The sequence below is a fragment of the Pseudomonas sp. NFACC41-3 genome (genome assembly GCF_900109505.1).
Lineage (GTDB): Bacteria > Pseudomonadota > Gammaproteobacteria > Pseudomonadales > Pseudomonadaceae > Aquipseudomonas > Aquipseudomonas chlororaphis.
In genome coordinates this window covers 374523-398155 of record NZ_FOAE01000004.1, presented here as the reverse complement: position 1 = coordinate 398155, position 23633 = coordinate 374523, and the positions used below count along the sequence as shown (strand labels likewise).

Sequence of the window (23633 nt, the reverse complement as noted above, 5' to 3'; positions counted from 1 at the left end):
GGCGGCCTGCCCGCTGCGATTAACGTACCGGTCCGCTGCGGATTCTCGCCGCTCTCGCCGTATCGGAGGTCGTTCCATGCACAGGTTGAAAGTGCTCGTTCTTGAAGACAATTCGTTCCAGTTGATGGCCCTGCACCAGATGCTCAACGCCAATGGCGTGTTCAACGTGTTGAATGCCGAAAGCGTTGCCGCCGCCCGGCAATCCCTGGAGAGCAAGGGGCCGGTGGATATCGCCATCTGCGATCTGTACCTGGAGCAGGCCGATGGCCTGGAGCTGATTCGTTACCTGGCAGAGCAGCAACGGACGAAGGCGCTGATCATTCTCAGCGACGCGCAAGCGGATGTCCGCGAAGGCGCCGCGGCCATGGCCCGGCAGCAGGGCCTGAATGTGCTGGGCTGTCTGCCCAAGCCGGCCTCGGTCACCCTGCTCAATGAACTGCTGGGCCTGTACCAGCAATGTTTCGAGCCTGGGCCGCAAGACTTGTCGCTGGCCCAGGTGCGCGAAACCCTGGCCCTGGATGTGTTCCAGCCGGAGGTGCCGACCGCCGAGGAAGGGCAGGCGGCGGTGCTGCGCCATGGGGTTGCGCACTTCCAGCCGGTGGTCAGCCAGGACGGCGAGGTCCTGGGCGTCGAGGCGCTGGCGCGCTGGCAGCACCCGGAACACGGCTTGATGCTGCCCGCCGAGTTCCTTCCAGTGATTGAGTTCGCCGGCCTGGAGGAGGCCTTCACCTGGCTCATGCTGGAGCAGGCCCTGCAACTGTCGGCCGGGGTGCGCCTGGTCATGGGCCGCTCGCTGGCGATCTCGGTGAATATCCCGGTGGGCATGCTGGAACTGCCGAACTTCGCGCGCCAGCTGGAAACCCTGCTGCGGCGTTTTGAAGTGCCGGCACGCCTGCTGACCCTGGAAATCGTCGAGACCACCGACCTGGAAACCGATATCGCCCATGTGGAGGCCCTGCTGCGCCTGCGCATGATCGGCTGCAAGCTGTCGATTGGCGACTTCGGCACCGGCGGCACCAGCCTGCAGCGCCTGTTGGAATTGCCGTTCACCGAGCTGAAGATCCCGCCGGCCTTCGTCTGCGGCCTGGCTGACGATGAGCGCAAGGCGGCCGTGGTGGCCGGCGCCATGAGCATGGCCCGGCGCATGTCGCTGGGCGTGGTGCTGGCGGGTATCGAGAGCGCCGCCGACTACCAGGCGGCCAAGAAGCTGGGGCAGGCGCGCCTGCAAGGCTGTTTCATCGCCGAGCCCATGAGCGCCGTCGCCGTGCGCCAGTGGATCGCCCGGCGCTTGCATGACGACCTCGACGAATAGGCCGGCTGAGCCGGGCTCAGGCGAGCCCGTGTTCCTGCACGTAGATGTACAGCGCCGCGGCGCTGGACAGGCCGAGCTTGCGCATGGCGCTGACCTTCTGGGTGCTGACGGTCTTTTTGCTGCGGCTGAGCTTCGCGGCGATTTCCCCGACCGTCAGCCCGGCCGCCAGCAGGCGGATGACTTCGAGCTCGCGGGGCGACAGCTGTTCCCCGGACAACAAGCGATCCGGCCCGACCTCGCCCGCCAGGCTGAGAAGTTGCTGGATGGCCTGGGCGACAAACACTTTGTCGCGGCGCACATGGCTGATCGCCGCCGGCAGCTCGTCGGCCAGGCTGGCCTTGCTCAGCAGGCCCGAGACGCCCAGGTCGAGAATCGAACGGAACAGCCCGGCATTGTTGAGCATGGTTACCACCACGATCGGCAGCTGGGGATGATGCCGGCGCAGTTGCTCGATCAGGCGCAGGCCATCGTTCTGCTGTTCGCCCGGCATCATGAAGTCGGTGACCAGTACGTCGCAGGGACAGCTTTGCAGCAGCTCGCCGAGGGCGGTCGGGGAGCTGGCTTCGCCGACGATCTCCAGGTTGTCGTCGCGCTCCAGGACGGCCCGCAGGCCGATGAGGAAAATCGGGTGATCGTCGGCCAGGACGATCCGCAGTTTTTTATTGGACGTTTGATTCAAGACTCGCTCCGCTGAGAAGGCAGCATTTCGGACAGGCCCTGCAACCGGGCAACCGTCATCGCTGCGCCGCCGGGCTTTGCCAACCGCTCGAGGAGAGGCCCCCATGGCCACACCCCCACCTGCCAGAAAGACCTGCGCCAGGCCTGAAAATCCGCTTCGGGAGCAGGTCGCGATGCCGGTCCGGATCGATCCTCGGCGCTATTCCTGCCAACAGGCGGTATTGCGCTACAAGAAAGTCGAGGCGCTGATCGATCAGCCGGCACCGTCGCGTTCGTTTCTGGTTTGAGTGCCGATTCTAGTCTGATCCGGGCTGTTTTTTATCTGTCATGTTTTGCGGGCATGCTGGATCGACTCAGGTCGGCAACCGCCAGCGGTTGCGAACTTTCTTCTCTGGGCGATGGTCACTTGAATGCCAGAAAGCTACCGGCATTCGTGTATTCGAGCCTTAATTCCAGCTATTGAGTGGTGATCGAGATGGAAAGTATCAGCCTATTGTTGGGTGAAGCTTTGAGCCCGTATCAGGTAACTCTGACCCCGCGCGCGCAGGGGGAATGCCTGGTGACCCTGAAGAATGCCTTGGGGGCCATCGTGGTCGAGCGCGAGTTCAGCCAGGCCCAATTGACCGACAAGCGCCAGTTGACCGATGTCGTCGACGGTCTGCATCGCGACGTATTGATCGCCGAAGGTCGCCTGGAACCCTGTGTCATCGCGGCCTTGCGCAATGTGGCCAGGGAGAAGGCGTTCGACAGCGCGCGCTGATTGGAAATTTTCGGGAACCTTCGCTTCAGTCCATCAGTCAGACCCTTGGCAACAGGATCGAGCATTGTGCTCCGGTGCTTGTCGCTTGTTGCACGGGTCTGGTTTCAGACCACGTTTAACCCCGAGTTGTCTCCCCACTGCTCGGGGTTTCTTTTTGCCCGGATTTTTTAGCGCTGCGGCGCGTCGTGGAAAAACGCCAGGGCATCGCTGCGGTATTGCTCGCGCAGCGACGGTTCCAGCCACTGGGCATAAAGCTCCAGCAAGGTGTCCAGGCGCAGTTCGAGCAGCGCGCGGTTGATGCGCTCCACCGCCTGCCGACCCTGCGCTGTGTTCGAGCAGCCGACATTCACCGATTGATACCTGGGCATGTCCTGGATCGGGTAGAAGGCCAGCTCTCTCGGGTCGATCCCTTGCTGTTGCGCCTGGAAGCGAATCTCCGGCTGGTAGCCGATCAGGGCTTTGAGGCGTCCGTGCCTTTGCATCTGCAGCAGGTTGCCGATGGCGCTGTTGCCGTAGTGGGCCATCAGGGCTCCGGGCGGCGCCTGTGCGAGCAGGCTGTCGATCGGCTCGCCATAACTGCGCTCGGCCACCACGCCAACGTTGTGCGGGGCGCTGGCCAGGAGCGCGCGCAAGTCGATCTGGCCATCGTGGATAAACGGCTGCAGGCTGTCACTGTCCTGGCGACGCACCGCCAGGCCGTTGCTGAATACGCGAAAACTGGTGATGGAAAACGCGATCCACTGCGCCCGCTGCAGGTTGAACATCAGTGCCGGATCGCAAACGAAGGGTTGCTCCCGGAGCATCTGCATGCCACGGGCGCGGTTGACGTGCACGACCTGATGGTCGTACTCCGGCAGGCTGGCCATCAGCACAGGCAAGGCCTGATCGATTACCCCACGGCCTTTTTGCGGACCTTCGAAAATCGTCGTTGGCGGCAGGTCGCGCAACACCCAGATCAGCGTGTCCCGGGCCTGGCTGGCCGGTGACCAGGCGCCGAGCGCCAGCAGCATCGACAACAGGCGTATGCCACGAATCATTCGCCTGCTACGGCATGGGGTCATCAGGCTGCTGATCCTTGTCGGTAAAAGGCATCGTTTTTCAAAACTAGATCGCGCCGTTGTCACGCAGGCTTTTGATCTGCTGCTCGTCGTAGCCCAGGGCGCCCAGCACCTGGGCATTGTGCTCGCCGAGCGCGGGGCCGACCCATTCGGACGAGCCCGGAGTGTCCGAGAGTTTCGGCACGATGCCGGGCATCTTGAATGCCTTGCCGTCCGGCAGCTTGGCCTGGAGGAACATTTCCCGGGCGAGAAACTGCGGATCGCTGAACATGTCCTCGGCGCTGAAGATGCGGCTGGCGGGGACTTCTGCCTGGTTCAGCAATTCGAGCACGCGCTCCAGCGCCAGCGAGTTGACCCAGCGATCGATGACCCCGTACAGCTCGTCGCGCCGGCTGTCGCGGCCGTCGTTGCTGGCCAGGGCCGGGTCGTTGGCCAGGTCGTCGCGGCCGATCACTTGCATGAAGCGCTTGAAGATCGCATCGCCGTTGGCGCCGATCTGCACATGCTTGCCATCGGCGCTGGTGTGAATGGAGGAGGGCGTGATGCCGGGCATGATGTTGCCGGTGCGTTCGCGGATGAAGCCGAAGACATCGAACTCCGGGACCATGCTTTCCATCATGGCGAAGATCGCTTCGTACAACGCCACGTCCACCACCTGGCCCTGGCCGCCGTTGACCTCGCGGTGCCGCAGGGCCATCAGCGCGCCGATCACGCCCCACAGGGCGGCAATCGAGTCGCCGATGGAAATGCCGGTGCGCACCGGCGGACGGTCCTCGAAACCGGTGATGTAGCGCAGCCCGCCCATGGACTCGCCGACCGCGCCGAAACCGGGCTGGTCCTTCATCGGCCCGGTCTGGCCGAAGCCGGACAGGCGCACCATCACCAGCTTGGGATTGAGCGCATGCAGGGTGTCCCAGCCCAGGCCGAGTTTTTCCAGGACCCCGGGGCGAAAGTTCTCGATCAGGATGTCGGCCTCGGCCAACAGCTTCTTCAGCACCTCCAGGCCGTCCGGGTGCTTGAGGTTCAGGGTCAGGGACTTTTTGTTGCGCGCCTGGACGAACCACCAAAGGGACGTGCCTTCATACAGCTTGCGCCACTTGCGCAGCGGGTCGCCGCCGTCCGGCGATTCGACCTTGACCACCTCGGCGCCGAATTCGGCGCAGATGCGCGAGGCGAACGGGCCGGCGATCAGGGTGCCGAGTTCGACGACTTTCAGGCCGGCAAGGGGTTTGGCGGTAAGCGGCATGGAAGATCCTTGTAGGACAAAGATTGGACGGTAGAGCGTTTTAACATAGCCCGGCGCTCCCTCGCCAAAGGATGATGGTGCGCGATTCGTGGATTGGCTCGTGCATCGGTTAGACTTGCCGCCTTTCCTCGTATCAAGAAGCCCCGTCCATGGCCCAGCCGTCTACCACCTACAAGTTTGAATTGAACCTGACTGACCTCGATCGCGGGGTGTACGAAAGCGTCAAGCAAACCATCGCCCGCCATCCGTCGGAAACCGAAGAGCGCATGACCGTGCGTCTGCTGGCCTACGCCCTTTGGTACAACGAACACCTGTCGTTCGGTCGTGGCCTGTCGGAAGTGGATGAGCCGGCGCTGTGGGAAAAAAGCCTGGACGACCGCGTGCTGCACTGGATCGAAGTCGGCCAGCCGGACGCCGAGCGCCTGACCTGGTGTTCGCGCCGTACCGAGCGCACCAGCCTGCTGGCCTACGGCAGCCTGCGCGTGTGGCAGACCCGCGTAGTGGACGCGGTGAAGAACCTGAAGAACCTCAATATCGCCGGCGTGCCCCAGGACGTCCTGGAAGTCCTGGCCAAGGACATGCCGCGCGTTATCAAGTGGGACGTGATGATCAGCGAAGGCACGATCTTCGTCACCGACGATCGCGGCCAGCACGAAGTCCAGCTGGAATGGCTGCTGGGCGAACGCTGAGTTCGCCACGCCGCGTTGTTTCGCCGTATCCCCCGTATCGAAGAGAAGCTTCTGTCACCCCATGCGTATCGAACCTCGTGAGTTGCCCGCCACCCTGCCGTTTCTCGGTGATCTGCCGCCGTTGCTGACCCGCCTGTACGCCGCCCGTGGCGTGCAGTCCGAGGCCGAGCTGGACAAGAGCCTGGCGCGGCTGATCCCGTTCCAGCAGCTCAAGGGCATCGAGGCCGCGGTGGACCTGCTGGTGACGGCGTTGGAGCAGCGCGAACGCATCCTGATCGTCGGCGACTTCGACGCCGACGGCGCCACCGCCAGTACCGTGGGCATGCTCGGCCTGCGCCTGCTGGGCGCGGCCCATGTCGATTACCTGGTGCCGAACCGTTTCGAATACGGCTACGGCCTGACCCCGGAAATCGTCGCGGTGGCCCTGGAGCGCAAGCCCCAACTGCTGATCACCGTGGACAACGGCATCTCCAGTGTCGAGGGCGTGGCGGCGGCCAAGGCGGCCGGGCTGAAAGTGCTGGTCACCGACCACCACTTGCCGGGCCACGAGTTGCCGGCGGCCGATGCCATCGTCAACCCGAACCAGCCCGGCTGCGAGTTCCCGAGCAAGGCGCTGGCCGGGGTCGGGGTGATCTTCTATGTGCTGATGGCGCTGCGCGCCCGCCTGCGCAGCCTTGGCTGGTACGAAGCCAAGCCACAGCCGAACATCGGTGAATTGCTGGATCTGGTGGCGCTGGGTAGCGTGGCCGACGTGGTGCCGCTGGACGCCAACAACCGTATCCTGGTGCACCAGGGGCTGGAGCGGATTCGCGCCGGGCGCGCGCGACCGGGGATCAAGGCGATCCTCGAAGTGGCCAAGCGCGAGGCGTCGCGCATCACCTCCACCGACCTGGGCTTCATCCTTGGCCCACGGTTGAATGCCGCCGGTCGCCTGGACGATATGAGCCTGGGCATCGAATGCCTGCTCAGCCATGACATGGCCTTGGCGCGGGAAATGGCCAGCCAGCTGGACGAGTTGAACCAGGACCGCAAATCCATCGAGCAGGGTATGCAGCGCGAAGCCCTGGCCCAGCTCAAGGACTTGCCGGTGGAGTCGATGCCGTTCGGCCTGTGCCTGTTCGAGCCCGACTGGCACCAGGGAGTGATCGGGATTCTCGCTTCGCGGCTGAAGGAGCGTTACCACCGGCCGACCATCGCTTTTGCCGACGCCGGCGAAGGCATGCTCAAGGGTTCGGCGCGTTCGGTGCCGGGCTTTCATATCCGCGATGCCCTGGACGCGGTGGCGGCCAAACATCCGGACCTGATCAGCAAGTTCGGCGGTCACGCTATGGCCGCCGGACTGTCGCTGCCGGAGCAGAATTTCCCGGCCTTCGCCGAGGCCTTCGATACCGAGGTGCGCCGCCAACTGCGCGAGGAAGACCTGACCGGGCGCCTGCTGTCGGACGGCACCCTGGCGGTGGAAGAGTTCCACCTCGAACTGGCCCGCGCCCTGCGCCATGCCGGGCCCTGGGGCCAGCACTTTCCCGAGCCGTTGTTCCATGGCGTGTTCCAGCTGGTGGAGCAGCGCGTGGTCGGCGAGCGCCACCTCAAGGTGGTGCTGCGCAGCGAATGCGGCTCGGTGAAGCTCGATGGCATTGCCTTTGGCATCGACCGCGATATCTGGCCGAACCCGACCATCCGCTGGGTGGAGCTGGCCTACAAGCTGGACCTCAACGAGTTCCGCGGCCAGGAAACGGTGCAGCTGATGATCGCCCATATCGAACCGCGTTAAGACTGCTGACGCTATCGCGAGCAAGCTCGCTCCTACAGGGATTGTGTTGCTTCTGCAGGAGCGAGCGTGCTCGCGAAAAAACGCCAGGCCACCGTTACCTTCCTCGGCAAAATGTGTCGGAACCCTGCTGGTCGCGCCGTTGTCGACTAGGCTCTAAACACTGCTTGATTGGCCTTGTGACGTTTTGTCCTTTTTCTCCCGCGGGGGCGGGCGCTGTTCCTTTCCAGTCACTCGTCGACTTTTCAAACAGAACCCTGGAGCCTGACCACTGATCGAGAGGTGCCCCATGAGTCTGCTGCTTGAGCCCTATACCCTTCGTCAATTGACCTTACTCAACCGCATCGCGGTATCGCCCATGTGCCAGTACTCCAGCGTAGATGGACTGGCCAATGACTGGCACCTGGTGCACCTCGGCAGTCGTGCCGTGGGCGGCGCCGGACTGATTTTCACCGAGGCCACGGCGGTCACCGCCGACGGGCGCATCACCGCCCAGGACCTCGGCCTGTGGAACGACGAACAGATCGCACCCTTGCAACGCATCACCCGGTTCATCACCGCCCAGGGCGCGGTCGCCGGTATCCAGCTGGCCCACGCCGGACGCAAGGCCAGCACCCATCGGCCATGGCTGGGCAAGCATGGCAGCGTCAAGCCCGAGGAGGGCGGCTGGGTCCCGGTTGGCCCTTCGCCGATTGCCTTCGACCCGCAGCACACGCCGCCGACCCAGCTCGACGAAGGGCAGATCGCCGCGATCGTCCAGGCCTTCGTCGATTCGGCCAAACGCGCCCTGGTCGCCGGTTTCAAGGTGGTCGAAGTGCATGCCGCCCATGGCTACCTGCTGCATCAATTCCTCTCGCCCCTGAGCAATCAGCGTCGCGACCAGTACGGTGGCTCCTTCGATAACCGCATTCGCCTGGTCCTGCAGGTGTGTGAGGCGGTGCGGGCGGTCTGGCCGGAAGAATTGCCGCTGTTTGTCCGGGTGTCGGCCACCGACTGGGTGGAGGACGGCTGGAATCCGGACGAAACCGTCGAGCTGGCCTGCCGCCTGAAAGCACTGGGGGTGGACCTGATCGATGTCTCGTCGGGCGGCACCGCGGTCAATGCCGAAATCCCCACCGGCCCGGGCTACCAGACCCGCTTCGCCGAACGGGTGCGCAAGGAGTCGGGGATCGCCACCGGCACCGTGGGCATGATCACCGAGCCGGCCCAGGCCGAGCATATTCTGCGCACCTGTCAGGCCGACATCATCTTCCTCGCCCGGGAGCTGCTGCGCGACCCATACTGGCCGCTGCATGCCGACGACGACCTGAGCGGGCACAAGGCGATCTGGCCGGCGCAGTACCAGCGCGCGACCCATCGCGACCAACCGATTCACGAGTCGGATCTGCGCGAGTGAGCTGCGCGGAGGCACAAAAAAAACCGGCCTGTGAGGGCCGGTTTTTTTATGCCGTGTCGTATCACCGTAACCTGTAGCCGCTGCCGCAGGCTGCGATCGACCGGGAACCGGTCGCAAATCAGGCGACGCGGATCGACTGAAGAGCCTGGGTCCGCTGCGCGGCCCATCGCAGCCTACGGCAGCGGCTACAGATGGTGCTGCCTCAGCTGTACTTGCGCTTGTCCGGCGCCGGCGGGAAGTACTGGTACAGCCAGGTTTCGCTCAGGGTGCGATCGTTGCTGCGGATGAACAGCCGCAGTTCCACCGGGTCGACGCTGTCGTTGGTCGGGTACCAGTCGAAGAGCACGCGATAACCCTGGATCTCGTCCAGCTTCAGCACGTGGAAATCCTTGACCTGACCATTCGACGCGGTAACCACCGGCTCGATGCCGGTGCCCTCCGGCAGCCGCTCCAGCCCGCCGCCGTTGAAGTCCACGGCGAAGCGCCGGGCCCAGACCGGCGGATAATGCTCGCCCGGCGCCCAGCCTTCGACGAAGCCGCCCATGCCCGAACGGGTGGCGTTGACCCGCGCCAGCGGCGTGCCCACCGGTGGCAGGGCGCTCCAGTACAGCTTGTAGCCGTAGTTCAGCGAGTCCCCGGCGGCCAGTGGTGTTTTCGGGGTCCAGAAGGCCACGATATTGTCCAGGGTCTCGCCGGTGGTGGGGATCTCCAGCAGGTCGACCGAGCCTTCGCCCCAGGCGGTGGTCGGCTCGACCCACAGGCTCGGGCGCCGGCTGTACCAGTCCACGGTGTCCTGGTAGTTGGCGAACTCGTGGTCGGTCTGCACCAGGCCGAAACCCTTCGGGTCCTTGTCGGCGAAGGCGTTGAACTGCAGGGTCGCCGGGTTGTTCAGCGGGCGGCAGATCCACTCGCCGTTGCCGCGCCACATGGCCAGGCGGTCCGAGTCGTGGATCTGCGGATGGATGGTGTCGCACATGCGCCGCTCATGGGTGCCGCAGCTGAACATGCTGGTCATCGGCGCGATGCCCAGTTGTTCGATGGCGGTGCGGGCGTTGACGTGCGCATCGACGTCCATCACCACGCGCTCGGCCTGGCAGTCGATGTCGAAGCGGTAGGCGCCGGTGGCGCTGGGCGAATCGAGCAGGGCATAGACCACGAAACGGGTGCTGTCCTTGTCCGGGGTCTCGAACCAGAACTGGGTGAAGTCGGGGAATTCTTCGCGCTTCTTGGCGTAGGTGTCGATCGCCAGGCCACGGGCCGAGAGGCCGTACTGGCCGGTCTTGTCCACCGCGCGGAAATAGCTGGCGCCGAGGAAGGACACCACATCGTGCCTGTCCAGTTCCGGGGCCTTGAACAGCTTGAAGCCGGCAAAACCCAGGTCGCCCTTGAGCTGCGCGGTGTCGACGCTGGTGTTCTGGTAGTTGAACAGCGACGGGCGGAAATGCACTTCCCGCGCCTGCCGGGTCTTGGCGTCGACGCTGTGCATGCGCACCGGCTGCTTGAAGCCCATGCCGACGTGGAAGAACTGCACGTCCAGCTGGCCGTTCAGCTCCTTCCACAGCGAGTGGTTGCCGTCGTACCGGATCGCGTTGAAGTTCTGCGGGGTCATGGTCGCCAGGGTCGGCGGCAGCACCTGCTTGGTGTCCACGTAGGGCTTGCCGGCCAACTGCTTGGCCCGGGCCTTGAGAATCTCGAAATCGAAGGCCTGCGCCTCGCCGTCGGCGGCGCCCGCCCAGGCCCGGGAGGCCAGCAGACCCGTGGCCGACAGGCCGGTGTAGGCGGCCAGCGCCATGGATGCTTTCAGAAGATGCCTGCGATGCATAAGTGAACCTTGTCAGGAGATCCCGAGCCCTTCCTGGCTGTGCTGGATCGGAAATGGAGGTTCGGTCATGCCTTCGGCCAAACACAACGGACTTTTAACAGCGGGCGGATAGAATAATCGGTTCGCCCGAGGCAAAAAATGCCCCGCGTGTATCGATACGTAAAACCACGGACGGCTTCAGGAAAACCAAGATGCTCAATGAACGCCCTTTGACCCCGCAAGACATCCCGCTGTTCAAACTGATTGACCGTGCAGAGCTGATCGAGGCGTTCTACCGCCTGCAGGACGGGCAACTGCTGGGTTATCCCCAGCGCGAGGTGGTGACCGGCTGGCCGCCCGGCGAAGCCGAGCATGACGCGCGTGTCTTGCAGGCGTGTGAACAGCGCGGCGGCTGGCTGTATGGGGTGTTCGACGAACACCGGCTGGTGGCCGCGGCGGTGGTCGATTGCCTGGTGATCCACAACGCCGGCCTGCGGTTGCGGCAGCTGAAGTTCCTGCATGTCAGCCAGGCGTATCGCGGGCGCGGCCTGGGCCAACGGTTGTTCGGCCTGGCCGCCGAGCAGGCACGGCGCATGGGCGGCGAGGGGCTGTATGTCTCGGCCACGCCGTCGCGCAACACCGTGGATTTCTACCGCCGCCTGGGCTGCGAGCTGTTGGCGGCCCCCGATCCAGAGCTGTATCGCCTGGAGCCCGAGGATATTCATCTGTACCTCAGGCTGGCCTGATCTTCAGCGGGTTTTGCGCCAGGTCGGCCAGGCGAGGAGGGTTCCGGCCCGCATTTGGCAAGTCTCATCCGCAGAAATAATCACTCGGCAGGACGCAAGGCATGTGGTGGACCTTCCGTTTCAAGCACCTGGTGGATCGCGGGGTGGGCCTTGAGGCTGGCAAAGTAGCGATCCAGCTGGCGCCATTGTCCGAGGTCGATGGCCAGCCGCCGAGCCCAGGTCAGCAGGGTGAACAGATAGGCGTCCAGTGCTGAAAAACCGTCGCCCAGCACATGTTCCCGGCCAGCGAGGTGTTGATCGATGAACGCCAGCCGCGGGCTCACCCGCTCCCGGGTCTGTTGTTGGCCGGCCTCGGTGCGGGCCAGGAAGTTGGCGCTGACGCCGCCGTGACGTTCCGGGGTGATGAAGTTTTTCTGTACCTCCATGGCCAGGAAGCTCAGCCATTGCAGGGCTTCGTAGCGAGCGAAGCTGCCGACGGCTGGCAGCAGCGCCTGTTCAGGCACGGTATCGGCAATGTACTGCAGGATGACGCTGCACTCGGTCAGTCGCTGGCCGTTCTCCAGTTGCAGCACCGGTACGTAGGATTTGGGATTGATCAGGTTGAAGTCACCACCTGCCCAGCGCTTGTTCATGAGGTCGACCTTTTCCAGGGTAAAGCCGAACCCGCTGACCTGAAGCAGAATATGCGGAGCGAGCGAACTGGCTCCAGGGGCATAAAACAGAATCATCGAAGTGTTTCTCCTTCAGCAATCGCTGGCCGATGTAGCCGCGGTAGACGTCACGATACGATGGCGCTATCAAGGAAAAAACGCGTGCTTGCGCACACCAAGGCTGCGAATATGCACCCATGACCGATTGGCAGGATCTACATCACTTCATCGTCGTTGCTCGGCTGGGTTCCCTGACCGCCGCCGCGAATGCCTTGCGCGTCGATCACGCAACGGTAGGGCGACGGGTGTCCAGTCTTGAAGCGAGCCTGGGACTCAAACTGCTTGAGCGCTTGCCACGTTCGTCGCGTTTGACCGAAGCCGGGGTAGCGTTGGCGGCCATTGCTCAGCCTATGGAGAGGCTGGTCGACGAGGTCGATCGTTATGCCCGAGGGGCCGTGGGGCTGTCCGGTACGGTCAGCGTCAGCACCCTGGCATTGCTGGCCAGCATGTTGCTGGTACCCAGCCTGCCGGCGCTGCGTGCCGCCCATCCGGATCTGAAAATCGTGCTGGATACGACCTCCAGTGTGGCTTCGCTGGAGCGCGGAGAGGCAGACATCGCCATCGGCTACGTACGCCCCGATGAAGCGGGGCGCGTCGTGCGTCGGGTCGGTCAGGTCCAGTTCGGGTTTTATGCCAGTCCTGCCTATGCCTCGGCGCCGCCGGCCGACTGGGGATTCATCGGCTTTGCCGAGTCGCTGGAACATATCCCGCAGCACCGTTGGTTGGTGGATTTCGCTGCCCGGCGCCCGATCGTTCTGCGTAGCAATGACGTCAACACCCAGCAGGCGGCTGCGCGGGCCGCTGTTGGGGTCGCGTTGTTGCCCTGTTTTGCCGCCAGCCCCGACTCCGGGTTGGTCCGGGTAGCGCCACTGCGTGCTGGCGATGCTCGCGAGCTATGGCTTTCGGTGCATGCCGATGTCCGTCGCTCAGCGGCCGTGCGGCGGGTGATGGACCATCTGATCGAGGTATTGGCGCGTGGTCTGGAGTAGGCGGGGCGGGTTTCGAAACGGGCTTATGGGCTGTTATCGAGCGCAATGCCGTAGCGATTGGCCAGGAGAAAGGCCAGTACCGCCAGCGAGTGGGCGAAGAGGGCCGTGAGCACGCGGAGCCACTCATCCCGAGTGAATCCGTTGTGATTCATGGGCCGCTCCCCGCCGATGGTATGAACTGCGGCACGGCATACAGCACCAGCACGCAACCCAGCCACAGGCCCAGCCAGCGATAGTGGGCAGGCATGTCGCAGGCGTGCCAGCCTTTGGCGGCGGCATACACCAGGGTGATCTGGATCAGCACCAGGGACAGGACCCCGGTGGGAACCGCCACCGCCGAGACAAAGGGCGCGGCGACGGCGCGGGTCAATACCAGGCCCAGTTGCAGGGCGGCGAACGGCAGCACCAACCAGACGGCCACTTGCAGCATCAGGCTGACGATTCGGGAGTGATGAGGCATGGGCGCATCCTGGCTGCCGGAAAAGTTTCCGCGCCGCGGGCGGGGAAGCCAGGCGCTTTGTGGCGGCGGATGGTGCCGCAACTTGATCGGCTTGGCCAGACCTCGTTCAATAGCCGCCTTTCAAGGAGATCGGGCAAATGAATTGCGGTTTTTCGGCGTGCGCGCGATGAAGTACAAGAAGACCTTGGCGGTCGTGGGGGGCCTGCTGGGAGCCTGTGTACTGGTGTTCGCCAGTGCGCTCTACACAGTGCTCGAACGCGACCCCTATTCGACGACCAGCCCCTCCGGTCGTTACCTGTTGCAGCATGCCTCGGCCGGGGGGCTGCTGGTGCCTTTCGGCGGCAAGGGCTATCTGCAGATCATCGACCTTGAGGACCCGGATCGGGTCTACCGCACGCCCTTGATCCGGGACTGGACGCTGGACCTGCGGATGTATGAGGACGACAACAGCATCAGCATTTTTGGCCTGGAGTTCATCAAGGCCACCAAGACCTACATCATTCAGTGGCCGGATTGGCAACACCATTGGCTCGACTGGTTCATCAGCAACACGCCCTACGAGTTTTGCCAGGAAACCGACGGCAACTGTTTCTAGCAGGGCGTGCTGCCCGGGGTCAGTGCTTGAACATCACATGGCGCCCGACGGTGTAGTCCTCCAGCCCATACATGGACATGTCCTTGCCGTAGCCGGAGAGTTTCTGCCCGCCGTGGGGCATTTCGCTGACCAGCATGAAGTGGGTGTTGACCCAGGTGCAGCCATATTGCAGGCGCGCCGAGAGGCGATGGGCGCGGCCGACATCGGCGGTCCACACCGAAGAGGCCAGGCCGTAGTCCGAGTCGTTGGCCCAGCCCAGGACCTGGGCCTCGTCGGTGAAGCGGGTGACCGAGACCACCGGTCCGAACACTTCGCGGCGGACGATTTCGTCGTCCTGCTGGGCGTCGGCCAGCACCGTCGGTTCGAAGAAGAAGCCGTTGCCGTCCACCGCCTTGCCGCCGGTGACCAGGCGGATGTGCGGCTGGGCGATGGCGCGCTCGACGAACCCGGCCACGCGGTCGCGGTGCTGGGCGCTGATCAGTGGGCCCAGTTCGGTGTCCGGGTCGCCCTGCAGACCGTACTTGATGCTGGCGACCGCCGCGCCGAGCTTCTCGACGAAGCGTTCGTAGATGCCCTCCTGGGCATAGATGCGGCAGGCGGCGGTGCAGTCCTGGCCGGCGTTGTAGAAGCCGAAGGTGCGGATGCCCTCCACGGCGGCGTCGATGTCGGCGTCGTCGAAGATGATCACCGGTGCCTTGCCGCCCAGTTCCATGTGCAGGCGTTTGACGCTGTCGGCGGTGCTGGAAATGATATGCGAGCCGGTGGCGATGGAGCCGGTGAGCGACACCATGCGCACTTTCGGATGGGTCACCAGCGGCTGGCCCACGGTGGCGCCACGGCCGAAAACCAGGTTCAGCACCCCGGCGGGAAAGATCGCCGTCGCCAGTTCGGCCAGGCGCAGGGCGGTCAGCGGGGTCTGCTCCGAGGGCTTGAGCACCACGGTATTGCCGGCGGCCAGGGCCGGGGCGATTTTCCAGGCGACCATCATCAGCGGGTAGTTCCACGGCGCGATGGAGGCGATCACCCCCACCGGGTCGCGACGGATCATCGAGGTGTGGCCCGGCAGGTATTCGCCGCCGGCCGAACCGCTGAGGCAACGGCTGGCGCCGGCGAAGAAGCGGAACACGTCGGCAATCGCCGGGATCTCGTCGTTCAAGGCCGCGCTCAGCGGCTTGCCGCAGTTGTCCGACTCCAGCCGGGCCAGTTCCTCGCCGTGGGCTTCGATGCTGTCGGCCAGCTTGAGCAACAGCAGCGAGCGTTCTTTCGGCACGGTTTGCGACCAGCTTTCGAAAGCGCTGTCGGCGGCGCGCACCGCGGCATCGACCTGGGCTTCGCTGGCCTCGTTGATTTCCACCAGCACCTTGCCCAGCGCGGGGTTGAATACCGCCTGGGCAGGGCCTTCGCCGGTGACCAGTTGGCCGTTGATCAAGAGTTTGGTTTGCATGGCTGTTCTCCTGAAATATCTGTTGGATGTTCTGCGATCTGTAGCCGTTGCCGCAGGCTGCGATAAGGCCGAAGGCCTTCAGCGAACCGGAGGGCGCCACGACCCTGCGGCAGCGGCTACAGGGTTATTTGCCGCCGCTGCCCGCCACGCTCTCGCCGCCGCGGGTCAGGTAATAGGCGCCGAGGATCGGCAGCATGGTCACCAGCATCACCAGCATGGCGACGACGTTGGTCACCGGTACGTCCCGCGGCCGGCTGAGCTGGTTGAGCAGCCACAGCGGCAGGGTGCGTTCATGGCCGGCGGTGAAGGTGGTGACGATGATTTCGTCGAACGACAGGGCGAACGCCAGCATGCCGCCGGCCAGCAACGCGGAGCCGAGGTTCGGCAGGATGATGTAGCGGAAGGTCTGCCAGCCGTCGGCGCCCAGGTCCATCGAGGCTTCGATCAGGCTGTGGGAGGTGCGGCGCAGGCGGGCGATCACGTTGTTGTAGACAATCACCACGCAGAAGGTCGCGTGGCCGACGATGATGGTGAACATCCCCGGCTCGATCCCCAATGTCTTGAAGGTCGCCAGCAGGGCGATGCCGGTGATGATCCCCGGCAGGGCGATGGGCAGGATCAGCATCAGCGAAATGCCCTGTTTGCCGAAGAAGTCCCGCCGGTACAGCGCCGCCGAGGCCAGGGTGCCGAGGACCATGGCGATCAGGGTGGCGATGGCGGCGATCTGCAACGACAGCTTGATGGCTTCGAGCACGTCGGGGCGGGCGAAGGCCACGCTGAACCACTTCAGGGTGAAGCCCTGGGGCGGAAAGCTGAAGGCCGCGTCTTCGGTGTTGAAGGCGTAGAGGAAGATGATCAGGATCGGGAAATGCAGGAACAGCAGCCCGCCCCACGCGGCAAGGCGCAGGCCCAGCGAGGCTGGTTCTCCATGCTTGGCTGAGTCAGAGCGCATCGAAGGCCCCCAGGCGTTTGACGATGGACAGGTAAATGGCGATCAGCACGATCGGCACCAGGGTGAAGGCCGCGGCCATCGGCATGTTGCCGATCGCCCCTTGCTGGGCGTAGACCATGCTGCCGACGAAGTAGCCGGGCGGGCCCACCAGCTGCGGCACGATGAAGTCGCCCAGGGTCAGGGAGAAGGTGAAGATCGAGCCGGCGGCGATGCCCGGCACCGACAGCGGCAGGATCACCTGCATGAAGGTCTGGCGCGGCTTGGCGCCGAGGTCGGCGGAGGCTTGCAGCAAGGACGGCGGCAGGCGTTCCAGGGAGGCCTGGATCGGCAGGATCATGAACGGCAGCCAGATGTAGACGAACACCATGAAGCGCCCCAGGTGCGAGGTCGACAGGGTGCTGCCGCCGACCCCGGGAATCCCCAGGATGAACTGCAACAGCGGCTCCAGCCCCAGGTGCTGGACGAACCACTGCGCCACGCCGCCCTTGGCCAGCAGCAGGGTCCAGGCGTAAGCCTTGACGATGTAGCTGGCCCACATCGGCAGCATCACCGCGATGTAGAAGAACGCCTTGGTCTTGCCGCTGGTGTAGCGCGCCATGTAGTAGGCGATGGGGAAGGCGACCACGGCGCTGGCGAGCGAGACGGCGATGGCCATGCTCAGGGTGCGCAGGATGATGTCGAAGTTCGACGGCTGGAACAGCGCGGCGAAGTTGGCCAGGGTCAGGTCCGGGGTGACCGCCATGGTGAAGTCGTCGAAGGTGTAGAAGCCCTGCCAGAGCAGGATCAGCAAGGAGCCCAGGTAAATCGCGCCGAACCAGAGCAGCGGCGGCACCAGCAGCAGCGCCAGGTACAGGTTCGGCCGCCGGTACAGCAGGTTGGAAAAGCGCCGCAGCGGCGAGCCGCCGGGGCTTTGGGAAGTGATCGCCAGGGTGCTCATGTCACACCCCGCTCGCCAGGGTATCGGCCAGCGGGATCATCGCTGCGCGGGCCCAGCGCGCGCTGAGGCGTTGCCCGGTCTGGTGCTGGGCGCCGCTGTCCAGCCATTGGTCGTTGGCCCGGCTGATGCTGAGGGTCTGGCCGTTGTCCAGTTGCAGCTCGTAGCGGGTGGCGCTGCCCTGGTACTGGATATCGTGCAGCAGGCCGCTGACTTCGATCTCGTGGCTGGACAGCGGGCCTTCGGCGAAACGCACATGTTCCGGGCGGATCGAGAAGGGTCGCTGGCTGCCGCTCAGGCGTTCGGCCAGCTCGCCGCGAATCACGTTGGAGGTGCCGACGAACTCGGCGACGAAGGTGGTGGCCGGCTTCATGTACAGGTTGCGCGGGCTGTCGACCTGCTCGATGCGGCCCTTGTTGAACACCGCCACGCGGTCGGACATCGACAGGGCTTCGGTCTGGTCGTGGGTGACGAAAATGAAGGTGATGCCGAGCTGGCGTTGGAGTTTCTTCAGTTCGCCCTGCATCTGTTCGCGCAGCTTCAGGTCCAGCGCCCCCAGGGGTTCGTCCAGCAGCAGGACCCGCGGCCGATTGACCAGCGCCCGGGCCAGGGCCACGCGCTGGCGCTGGCCGCCGGACAGCTGCACCGGCTTGCGCTCGCCGTAGCCTTGCAGGGCGACCATGGCCAGGGCTTCTTCTGCGCGCTTGAGACGTTCGGCCTTGGCGACGCCTTTGACTTTCAGGCCGTAGGCCACGTTGTCGCGCACATTCATATGGGGAAACAGCGCGTAATCCTGGAACACGGTGTTGACGTCGCGCTGGTAGGGCGGCAACCCGGTGGCTTCGGCCCCGTGGATGTGGATCGAGCCGGCGCTCGGCTGTTCGAAACCGGCGATCAGGCGCAGGCAGGTGGTCTTGCCCGAACCGGAAGGGCCGAGCATGGAAAAGAACTCGCCGTCCTGGATATCGATGGACACCCGGTCGACGGCCTTCACCTCGCCGAACTGCCGGGAAACGTTGGTGAACTGGACTGCAAGCGTCATGGTGCGGTGCTCCGGGAAAGCGCGCTGTCGAAATAAGCGGGATCAGGTCTGGCGGCGTAGGCCGCTCCTGCTGGAGCCGGCCCGACGCAGGAACCTGTAGCCGCTGCCGCAGGCTGCGATCGCCCCGCAGGGGCGCGGCGATCTTGAGGGGGCAGAAGGTCCTGCGGACCTTGCGCAGCCTGCGGCAGCGACTACAGGGAACTCACCTGCCGCCCATGATTGCGATGTAATCCTGGGTCCAGCGGCTGTACGGCACGAACTTGCCGCCCTCGGCCTGCGGGGTTTTCCAGAAGGCGATCTTGTCGAACTGGTCGAAGCCGTTGGTCTTGCAGCTCTCGGCGCCCAGCAGTTGGCTTTCCTGGCAGGCCGCCGGCACGGCTGGCAGCGAGCCGAACCAGGCGGCGACATCGCCCTGGACCTTCGGCGTGAGCGACCAGTCCATCCACTTGTAGGCACAGTTGGGGTGCTTGGCCTCGCTGTGCAACATGGTGGTGTCGGCCCAGCCGGTGGCCCCTTCCTTGGGAATGGTCGAGGCGATTGGCTGTTTCTCGTTGATCAGGCCGTTGACCTGATACGGCCAGGAGCTGGCGGCGACTACGCCTTCGTTCTTGAAGTCGCTCATCTGTACCGTGGTGTCGTGCCAGTAGCGGTGGATCAGCGGCTGCTGGGCGCGCAGCAGGTCGAGCACCGCCTTGTACTGGGCTTCGGTCAGTTCGTAGGGGTTCTGGATCCCCAGTTCCGGTTTCGCGCTCTTGAGGTACAGCGCGGCATCGGCGATGTAGATCGGCCCGTCATAGGCCTGCACGCGGCCCTTGTTGGGCTTGCCGTCCGGCAGGTTCTGCGCGTCGAACAGCACGCTCCAGCTGGTCGGTGCCTGCTTGAAGACGGTGGTGTTGTACATCAGCACGTTCGGGCCCCACTGGTAGGGCGTGCCGTAGGTCTGCTTGTCGACCACGTACCAGGGTGCGTCCTTGAGGCGCGGGTCGAGGTTTTTCCAGTTGGGAATCAGCGCGGTGTTGATTGGCTGCACGCGCTTGCCGACGATCAGCCGCAGGGAGGCGTCGCCGGACGCGGTGACCAGGTCGTAGCCGCCCTTGGCCATCAGGCTGACCATCTCGTCGGAGGTGCCCGCGGTCTTGACGTTGACCTTGCAACCGGTCTCCTTCTCGAAGCCGGTGACCCAGTCGTAGTTCTTGTCGCTCTCGCCACGTTCGATGTAGCCGGGCCAGGCCACGATATCCAGCTGGCCTTCGCCGGCACCGACGGCCTTGAGCGGTTCGGCGGCCTGGAGGCTGGCGCTGGCCAGCAGGGCGGTGGTGATTGCACTGAGCAGTGCGGTCTTGTGCACGAACATGGGGAAACCCTCTTCTTCAAATTATGGTCGGGGCAGTTGTGAACGTGGTGGAGCGCGCCCTAAGGGCTTGTTATCAGCTTAGTGCCGTTATTCCAGGTCATTGCCGTGGCGGGCCATGATGTGGCGCACCACGCTGTAGTCCTGCAGCGAATCGCTGGACAGGTCCTTGCCGTAGCCGGAGCGTTTCAAGCCGCCGTGGGGCATTTCGCTGGCCAGCATGAAATGGCTGTTGATCCAGGTGCAGCCGTATTGCAGGCGTGCCGCCACCTGCATGGCCTTGTCCAGGTTCTGGGTCCAGACCGACGAGGCCAGGCCGTATTCCGAGTCGTTGGCCCAGTCCACCGCCTGCGCCAGCTCGTCGAAGCGGGTGACGGTGACCACCGGGCCGAATACTTCGCGCTGGACGATTTCATCCTGCTGTCGGCAGCCGGCCAGCAGGGTCGGCTGGTAATAGAAGCCGGCGCCCGAATGCACCGCCGCGCCGGTCACCCGTTCGATATGCGGCTGGCCCAGGGCGCGTTCGACGAAGCTGGCCACGCGGTCGCGCTGGCGAGTGCTGATCAGCGGGCCGATCTCGTTGTCGGCATCGCGCTTGCCGGCGAACCGCAGGCTGCTCACGGCGGCGCCCAGTTCGGCCACCAGACGGTCATGGATCCCACCCTGGGCATAGATCCGGCAGGCCGCGGTGCAGTCCTGCCCGGCGTTGTAATAGCCGTAGCTGCGCACGCCCTCGACCACGGCCTGCAGGTCGGCGTCGTTGCAGACGATCACCGGGGCCTTGCCGCCCAGTTCCAGGTGCGTGCGCTTCAGGGTTTTCGAGGCGGCCTGGAGGATCTTCTGCCCGGTGACGATATCGCCGGTCAGCGACACCATGCGCACTTTGGGGTGGCTGACCAGGTGGCTGCCGACGCCTTCGCCACCGCCGCAGACAATGTTCAGCACGCCGCGCGGCAGCAGTTCGGCCAGGGTCGGCGCCAGGGCCAGGATCGACAGCGGGGTATGCTCCGACGGCTTGAACACCAGGGTATTGCCGGCGGCCAGGGCCGGGGCGATCTTCCAGGCGGCCATCATGATCGGGTAGTTCCACGGCGCAATGGACGCCACCACGCCGATAGGGTCGCGCCGCACCATGCTGGTGTAGCCCGGCAGGTACTCGCCGGCGAGCTGGCCGGTCTGGCAGCGCACGGCGCCGGCAAAAAAACGGAACACGTCGACGGTGGCGCCCAGATCGTCCTGGCGCGCCAGGTGCAGCGGCTTGCCGCAGTTCAGCGATTCCAGGCGGGCCAGGTGGTCGGCCTGCTTTTCCACGGCATCGGCAATCGCCAGGAGGATGTTCGAGCGTTGCTGGGGCGTGGTGCGCGACCAGTCGGTAAAGGCGCGGTGGGCGGCGAGGATCGCGCCTTCCACCTGTTCGCTGCTGGCCTCGGCGATCCGGGTCAGCACTTCGCCGGTGGCCGGGTTGAGGATAGGTTCGACAAGCCCCTGGCCGGCGACCAATTCGCCATCGATCAACAAAGCGGTGGACAACGGAGTCTGCGCGCCAGCCATTTTCCGGGTTCTCTTTTCTGGTATGGCCATGGTGCTCTCCAGTGACGGAGGCCCGGCCCTCTCTGGACGGATGATCAGAGACTAGTGGCGGGGCCGGTGCTCGACAAATACCAAATACTGAATGCAGCGTTCGATTAAATAGATGGCTTGCGCCCGCCGTGGGGTTGTTCACGAGCCACGGTCAGGAACGGGTCGACCAGCGCCGGGCGCGCTGTGCCCCGGCGCCAGGCCAGGCCGACATCGAGGGTCTGGCTGAGGTCGGCGATGGGTCGGGCCTCGATGATGTCGCCCTCCAGCGACCAGGGGCGATAGGTCATGTCCGGCTGGATCGACACCCCAAGCCCGGCCGCTACCAGGCTGCGTACCGCTTCGGTGGAGGCGGTGCGCAAGCTGATGCGCGGTTGCAGGCCGGCGCCGGACCACAGGCGCTGGGCATTGCGGTCCATTTCATCGACGTTGAGCTGGATCAGCGGCTCGCGAGCGACATCCGCCAGGCTGATGCTGTCGTGTTCCAGTAGCGGGTGCTGGGCGGGCAGCCACAGGCGGTGGGGGGAGTGGGTCAGCACTTCGGTCTGCAGGGCGTGGCGGTCCTCGAGATTGGAGAGGATCAACACCCCGATGTCGATCTCGCCGCTGACCAGCAAGTGCTCGATGTAGGGACGCTCATCCTCCATCACGCGGATTTCCACATTGGGGTAGGCGCGCTGGAAACGCGTGAGCAAGTCCGCCAGGTAGTAACCGGCGACCAGGCTGGTCACGCCGACGATCAACTGGCCAGCCACCTGGTCGGTGCTCTGTTGCAGGCTGCGCTTGGCGTTGTCGACGGTGGCCAGGATCAGGTGCGCCTGGCGCAGGAACTGGTGGCCCTGGTGAGTCAGGGTCATACCCTTGGCATGGCGGTTGAACAGGCTGACGCCGATTTCCTGTTCGAGCTGCTGGATCGCCAGGGTCAGGGTCGACTGGGAAATGAACACCGCCTGGGCGGCGGACGAGATCGAGCCGGTCTCGGCCACGGCGATGAAGTGACGGATCTGGCGCAAGGTCATCATGGGCATCACCGGTCAGGCGGTTTTATCGATTTTTTCGAGTGTATATCTTTTTAATCGAAGGGCTGCCCAGGCATGCGAGCGAGCCTGGCGAAGCAACATCTGGAAGCACACTCGAGCCCAGGCGCGGGGCACTTCGATCTAGGCTGATGGCCTTATTGATTCGATCAACTCAAGTTGCTGGAGGTTTGGATGAACACCCGTGGATTGCTCGATCAATTGCTCAAGTCTGGCCAGGACCTGTTGCAGAACAAGGCCGGGGCGCAGCAGAACAAGGTATCCGCTGCCGACAAGGGCGCGCTGGGCGGGTTGCTCGGTGGCGGTTCCGGCGGGCTCGGCAGCCTGTTGTCCGGCGCTGGCGGCGGGGCGTTGGCGGCCGGCGCCATGGGCCTGCTGCTGGGCAATAAAAAAGCCCGCAAATTCGGCGGCAAGGCGCTGACCTATGGCGGCCTGGCGGCGCTGGGCGTGATCGCCTACAAGGCCTACGGCAACTGGCAGGCGCAGCAGGCCGGCGCGCCGCAAAGCGAGCCGCAGACCCTCGACCGCTTGCCTGCGCAACAGGTCGAACAGCACAGCCAGGCGATCCTCAAGGCGCTGGTGGCCGCGGCCAAGGCCGATGGCCATATCGACGAGCGCGAGCGCGCCCTGATCGAAGGTGAGTTCACCCGGCTGGACAACGATCAGGAACTGCAGCACTGGCTGCACGCCGAACTCAACAAACCCTTGGACCCGGCGGATGTGGCGCGTGCTGCCGGCACCCCGGAAATGGCCGCCGAAATGTACGTCGCCAGCGTGATGCTGGTGGACGAGGAAAACTTCATGGAAAAGGCCTATCTGGATGAGCTGGCGCGTCAACTCAAGCTGGAGCCGGGGTTGAAACTCGAACTGGAAAAACAGGTGCGCCAGGCCAATCTATGACGCCAATCGGGCGTGCGCTGGAGAAAGCTTCGCACGCCCTCTTTGATGGCTGAAATACCCTCTGCTTATGCCGGATCATCACTGGCGGCACTCGAGTCATCTGGCGGAAAGTAGCCCTCCAGAGCGGACCCTGCCTTTCGCTCTGAGTGAGACGTGGTGCGCAATACGCTGATAAATGATGGCACGC

The 23633-nt window shown here is 64.5% G+C and carries 24 protein-coding genes; 10 read left to right on the top strand and 14 right to left on the bottom strand.

Features of this window, described 5'->3' with window-relative positions; all coding sequences use genetic code 11:
* Nucleotides 1–76: 76 nt before the first annotated feature.
* A complete protein-coding gene (locus BMY68_RS19935; protein ID WP_085529913.1) occupies nucleotides 77–1312 on the top strand; it encodes an EAL domain-containing response regulator in 1236 nt (411 codons plus the stop codon).
* A gap of 16 nt (nucleotides 1313–1328) precedes the next feature.
* Here the strand turns inward: BMY68_RS19935 and BMY68_RS19930 are convergent, their stop codons facing one another.
* Nucleotides 1329–1991: a response regulator gene (locus tag BMY68_RS19930; protein WP_007923029.1), complete on the bottom strand. Its 663-nt coding sequence runs from the start codon at nucleotides 1989–1991 to the stop codon at nucleotides 1329–1331.
* 103 nt (nucleotides 1992–2094) lie between these two features.
* Here BMY68_RS19930 and BMY68_RS29665 point away from each other — a divergent pair, with 103 nt between their 5' ends.
* Together BMY68_RS29665 and BMY68_RS19925 are read left to right on the top strand one after the other, a co-directional pair.
* Entirely contained in the window at nucleotides 2095–2277 is a 183-nt protein-coding gene (locus BMY68_RS29665; protein WP_139214894.1) for a hypothetical protein, read from the top strand.
* Nucleotides 2278–2465: 188 nt separating this feature from the next.
* Complete coding sequence (locus BMY68_RS19925; protein WP_007923026.1) at nucleotides 2466–2750, top strand: DUF3509 domain-containing protein; 285 nt, start codon at nucleotides 2466–2468, stop codon at nucleotides 2748–2750.
* Between the two features lie 167 nt (nucleotides 2751–2917).
* Here the strand turns inward: BMY68_RS19925 and BMY68_RS19920 are convergent, their stop codons facing one another.
* Together BMY68_RS19920 and BMY68_RS19915 are read right to left on the bottom strand one after the other, a co-directional pair.
* On the bottom strand, nucleotides 2918–3760 hold the full coding sequence (locus BMY68_RS19920; RefSeq protein WP_085530495.1) for a TIGR02285 family protein: 843 nt from the start codon (nucleotides 3758–3760) through the stop codon (nucleotides 2918–2920).
* 94 nt (nucleotides 3761–3854) lie between these two features.
* Complete coding sequence (locus BMY68_RS19915; protein WP_085529914.1) at nucleotides 3855–5054, bottom strand: CaiB/BaiF CoA transferase family protein; 1200 nt, start codon at nucleotides 5052–5054, stop codon at nucleotides 3855–3857.
* Nucleotides 5055–5203: 149 nt separating this feature from the next.
* Here BMY68_RS19915 and BMY68_RS19910 point away from each other — a divergent pair, with 149 nt between their 5' ends.
* The 3 genes from BMY68_RS19910 (at nucleotide 5204) to BMY68_RS19900 (ending at nucleotide 8907) form a co-directional block, all read left to right on the top strand.
* A complete protein-coding gene (locus tag BMY68_RS19910) occupies nucleotides 5204–5743 on the top strand; it encodes a YaeQ family protein (protein WP_007923023.1) in 540 nt (179 codons plus the stop codon).
* A gap of 61 nt (nucleotides 5744–5804) precedes the next feature.
* A complete protein-coding gene (recJ, locus tag BMY68_RS19905; protein ID WP_009042332.1) occupies nucleotides 5805–7514 on the top strand; it encodes a single-stranded-DNA-specific exonuclease RecJ in 1710 nt (569 codons plus the stop codon).
* A gap of 286 nt (nucleotides 7515–7800) precedes the next feature.
* Nucleotides 7801–8907: an NADH:flavin oxidoreductase/NADH oxidase gene (locus tag BMY68_RS19900; protein WP_009042333.1), complete on the top strand. Its 1107-nt coding sequence runs from the start codon at nucleotides 7801–7803 to the stop codon at nucleotides 8905–8907.
* A 202-nt stretch (nucleotides 8908–9109) separates the two neighbouring features.
* Here the strand turns inward: BMY68_RS19900 and BMY68_RS19895 are convergent, their stop codons facing one another.
* Nucleotides 9110–10729 (bottom strand): glucan biosynthesis protein D, encoded by a 1620-nt coding sequence (locus tag BMY68_RS19895; RefSeq protein WP_009042334.1) that lies wholly within the window; start codon nucleotides 10727–10729, stop codon nucleotides 9110–9112.
* A 191-nt stretch (nucleotides 10730–10920) separates the two neighbouring features.
* Here BMY68_RS19895 and BMY68_RS19890 point away from each other — a divergent pair, with 191 nt between their 5' ends.
* Nucleotides 10921–11454, top strand: a complete 534-nt coding sequence (locus tag BMY68_RS19890) for a GNAT family N-acetyltransferase (protein ID WP_085529915.1) — start codon at nucleotides 10921–10923, stop codon at nucleotides 11452–11454.
* Nucleotides 11455–11534: 80 nt separating this feature from the next.
* On the opposite strand, the gene BMY68_RS19885 is transcribed toward BMY68_RS19890, so the two are convergent.
* Nucleotides 11535–12182 (bottom strand): glutathione S-transferase C-terminal domain-containing protein, encoded by a 648-nt coding sequence (locus tag BMY68_RS19885; RefSeq protein ID WP_085529916.1) that lies wholly within the window; start codon nucleotides 12180–12182, stop codon nucleotides 11535–11537.
* A gap of 119 nt (nucleotides 12183–12301) precedes the next feature.
* Here BMY68_RS19885 and BMY68_RS19880 point away from each other — a divergent pair, with 119 nt between their 5' ends.
* Nucleotides 12302–13153 (top strand): LysR family transcriptional regulator, encoded by an 852-nt coding sequence (locus tag BMY68_RS19880; protein ID WP_085529917.1) that lies wholly within the window; start codon nucleotides 12302–12304, stop codon nucleotides 13151–13153.
* A 23-nt stretch (nucleotides 13154–13176) separates the two neighbouring features.
* Here BMY68_RS19880 and BMY68_RS30290 read toward each other — a convergent pair whose 3' ends face one another.
* Together BMY68_RS30290 and BMY68_RS19875 are read right to left on the bottom strand one after the other, a co-directional pair.
* Nucleotides 13177–13305, bottom strand: coding sequence for a hypothetical protein (locus tag BMY68_RS30290; protein ID WP_275668598.1), 129 nt, complete (start codon nucleotides 13303–13305; stop codon nucleotides 13177–13179).
* Nucleotides 13302–13613: a hypothetical protein gene (locus BMY68_RS19875; RefSeq protein ID WP_085529918.1), complete on the bottom strand. Its 312-nt coding sequence runs from the start codon at nucleotides 13611–13613 to the stop codon at nucleotides 13302–13304. The genes BMY68_RS30290 and BMY68_RS19875 overlap by 4 nt, the downstream gene beginning before the upstream one ends.
* Between BMY68_RS19875 and BMY68_RS19870 the strand changes: the two genes are divergently transcribed.
* Entirely contained in the window at nucleotides 13612–14208 is a 597-nt protein-coding gene (locus BMY68_RS19870) for a hypothetical protein (RefSeq protein ID WP_239694107.1), read from the top strand. The genes BMY68_RS19875 and BMY68_RS19870 overlap by 2 nt on opposite strands.
* A gap of 19 nt (nucleotides 14209–14227) precedes the next feature.
* Here the strand turns inward: BMY68_RS19870 and BMY68_RS19865 are convergent, their stop codons facing one another.
* The 7 genes from BMY68_RS19865 to BMY68_RS19835 all read right to left on the bottom strand — a co-directional run bounded on the left by BMY68_RS19865 (nucleotide 14228) and on the right by BMY68_RS19835 (nucleotide 22531).
* Nucleotides 14228–15652, bottom strand: coding sequence for a gamma-aminobutyraldehyde dehydrogenase (locus tag BMY68_RS19865; protein WP_085529920.1), 1425 nt, complete (start codon nucleotides 15650–15652; stop codon nucleotides 14228–14230).
* Nucleotides 15653–15776: 124 nt separating this feature from the next.
* Nucleotides 15777–16604, bottom strand: a complete 828-nt coding sequence (locus BMY68_RS19860) for an ABC transporter permease (protein WP_007928000.1) — start codon at nucleotides 16602–16604, stop codon at nucleotides 15777–15779.
* On the bottom strand, nucleotides 16594–17541 hold the full coding sequence (locus BMY68_RS19855; protein WP_009042342.1) for an ABC transporter permease: 948 nt from the start codon (nucleotides 17539–17541) through the stop codon (nucleotides 16594–16596). Before BMY68_RS19855 ends, BMY68_RS19860 begins: the two co-directional genes overlap by 11 nt.
* Before the next feature lies 1 nt (nucleotide 17542).
* Nucleotides 17543–18580 (bottom strand): ABC transporter ATP-binding protein, encoded by a 1038-nt coding sequence (locus tag BMY68_RS19850; protein ID WP_085529921.1) that lies wholly within the window; start codon nucleotides 18578–18580, stop codon nucleotides 17543–17545.
* A gap of 202 nt (nucleotides 18581–18782) precedes the next feature.
* Nucleotides 18783–19934 carry a putative ABC transporter substrate-binding protein YdcS gene (gene ydcS, locus BMY68_RS19845; protein WP_085529922.1) on the bottom strand — a complete coding sequence of 384 codons (1152 nt, stop codon included), beginning with the start codon at nucleotides 19932–19934 and terminating at the stop codon, nucleotides 18783–18785.
* Between the two features lie 87 nt (nucleotides 19935–20021).
* Nucleotides 20022–21512 (bottom strand): gamma-aminobutyraldehyde dehydrogenase, encoded by a 1491-nt coding sequence (locus tag BMY68_RS19840; protein ID WP_085529923.1) that lies wholly within the window; start codon nucleotides 21510–21512, stop codon nucleotides 20022–20024.
* A gap of 104 nt (nucleotides 21513–21616) precedes the next feature.
* Nucleotides 21617–22531, bottom strand: a complete 915-nt coding sequence (locus BMY68_RS19835; protein ID WP_085529924.1) for a LysR family transcriptional regulator — start codon at nucleotides 22529–22531, stop codon at nucleotides 21617–21619.
* Between the two features lie 189 nt (nucleotides 22532–22720).
* On the opposite strand from BMY68_RS19835, the gene BMY68_RS19830 reads away from it, so the two are divergent.
* Complete coding sequence (locus tag BMY68_RS19830) at nucleotides 22721–23446, top strand: tellurite resistance TerB family protein (protein WP_085529925.1); 726 nt, start codon at nucleotides 22721–22723, stop codon at nucleotides 23444–23446.
* Nucleotides 23447–23633 lie beyond the last annotated feature (187 nt).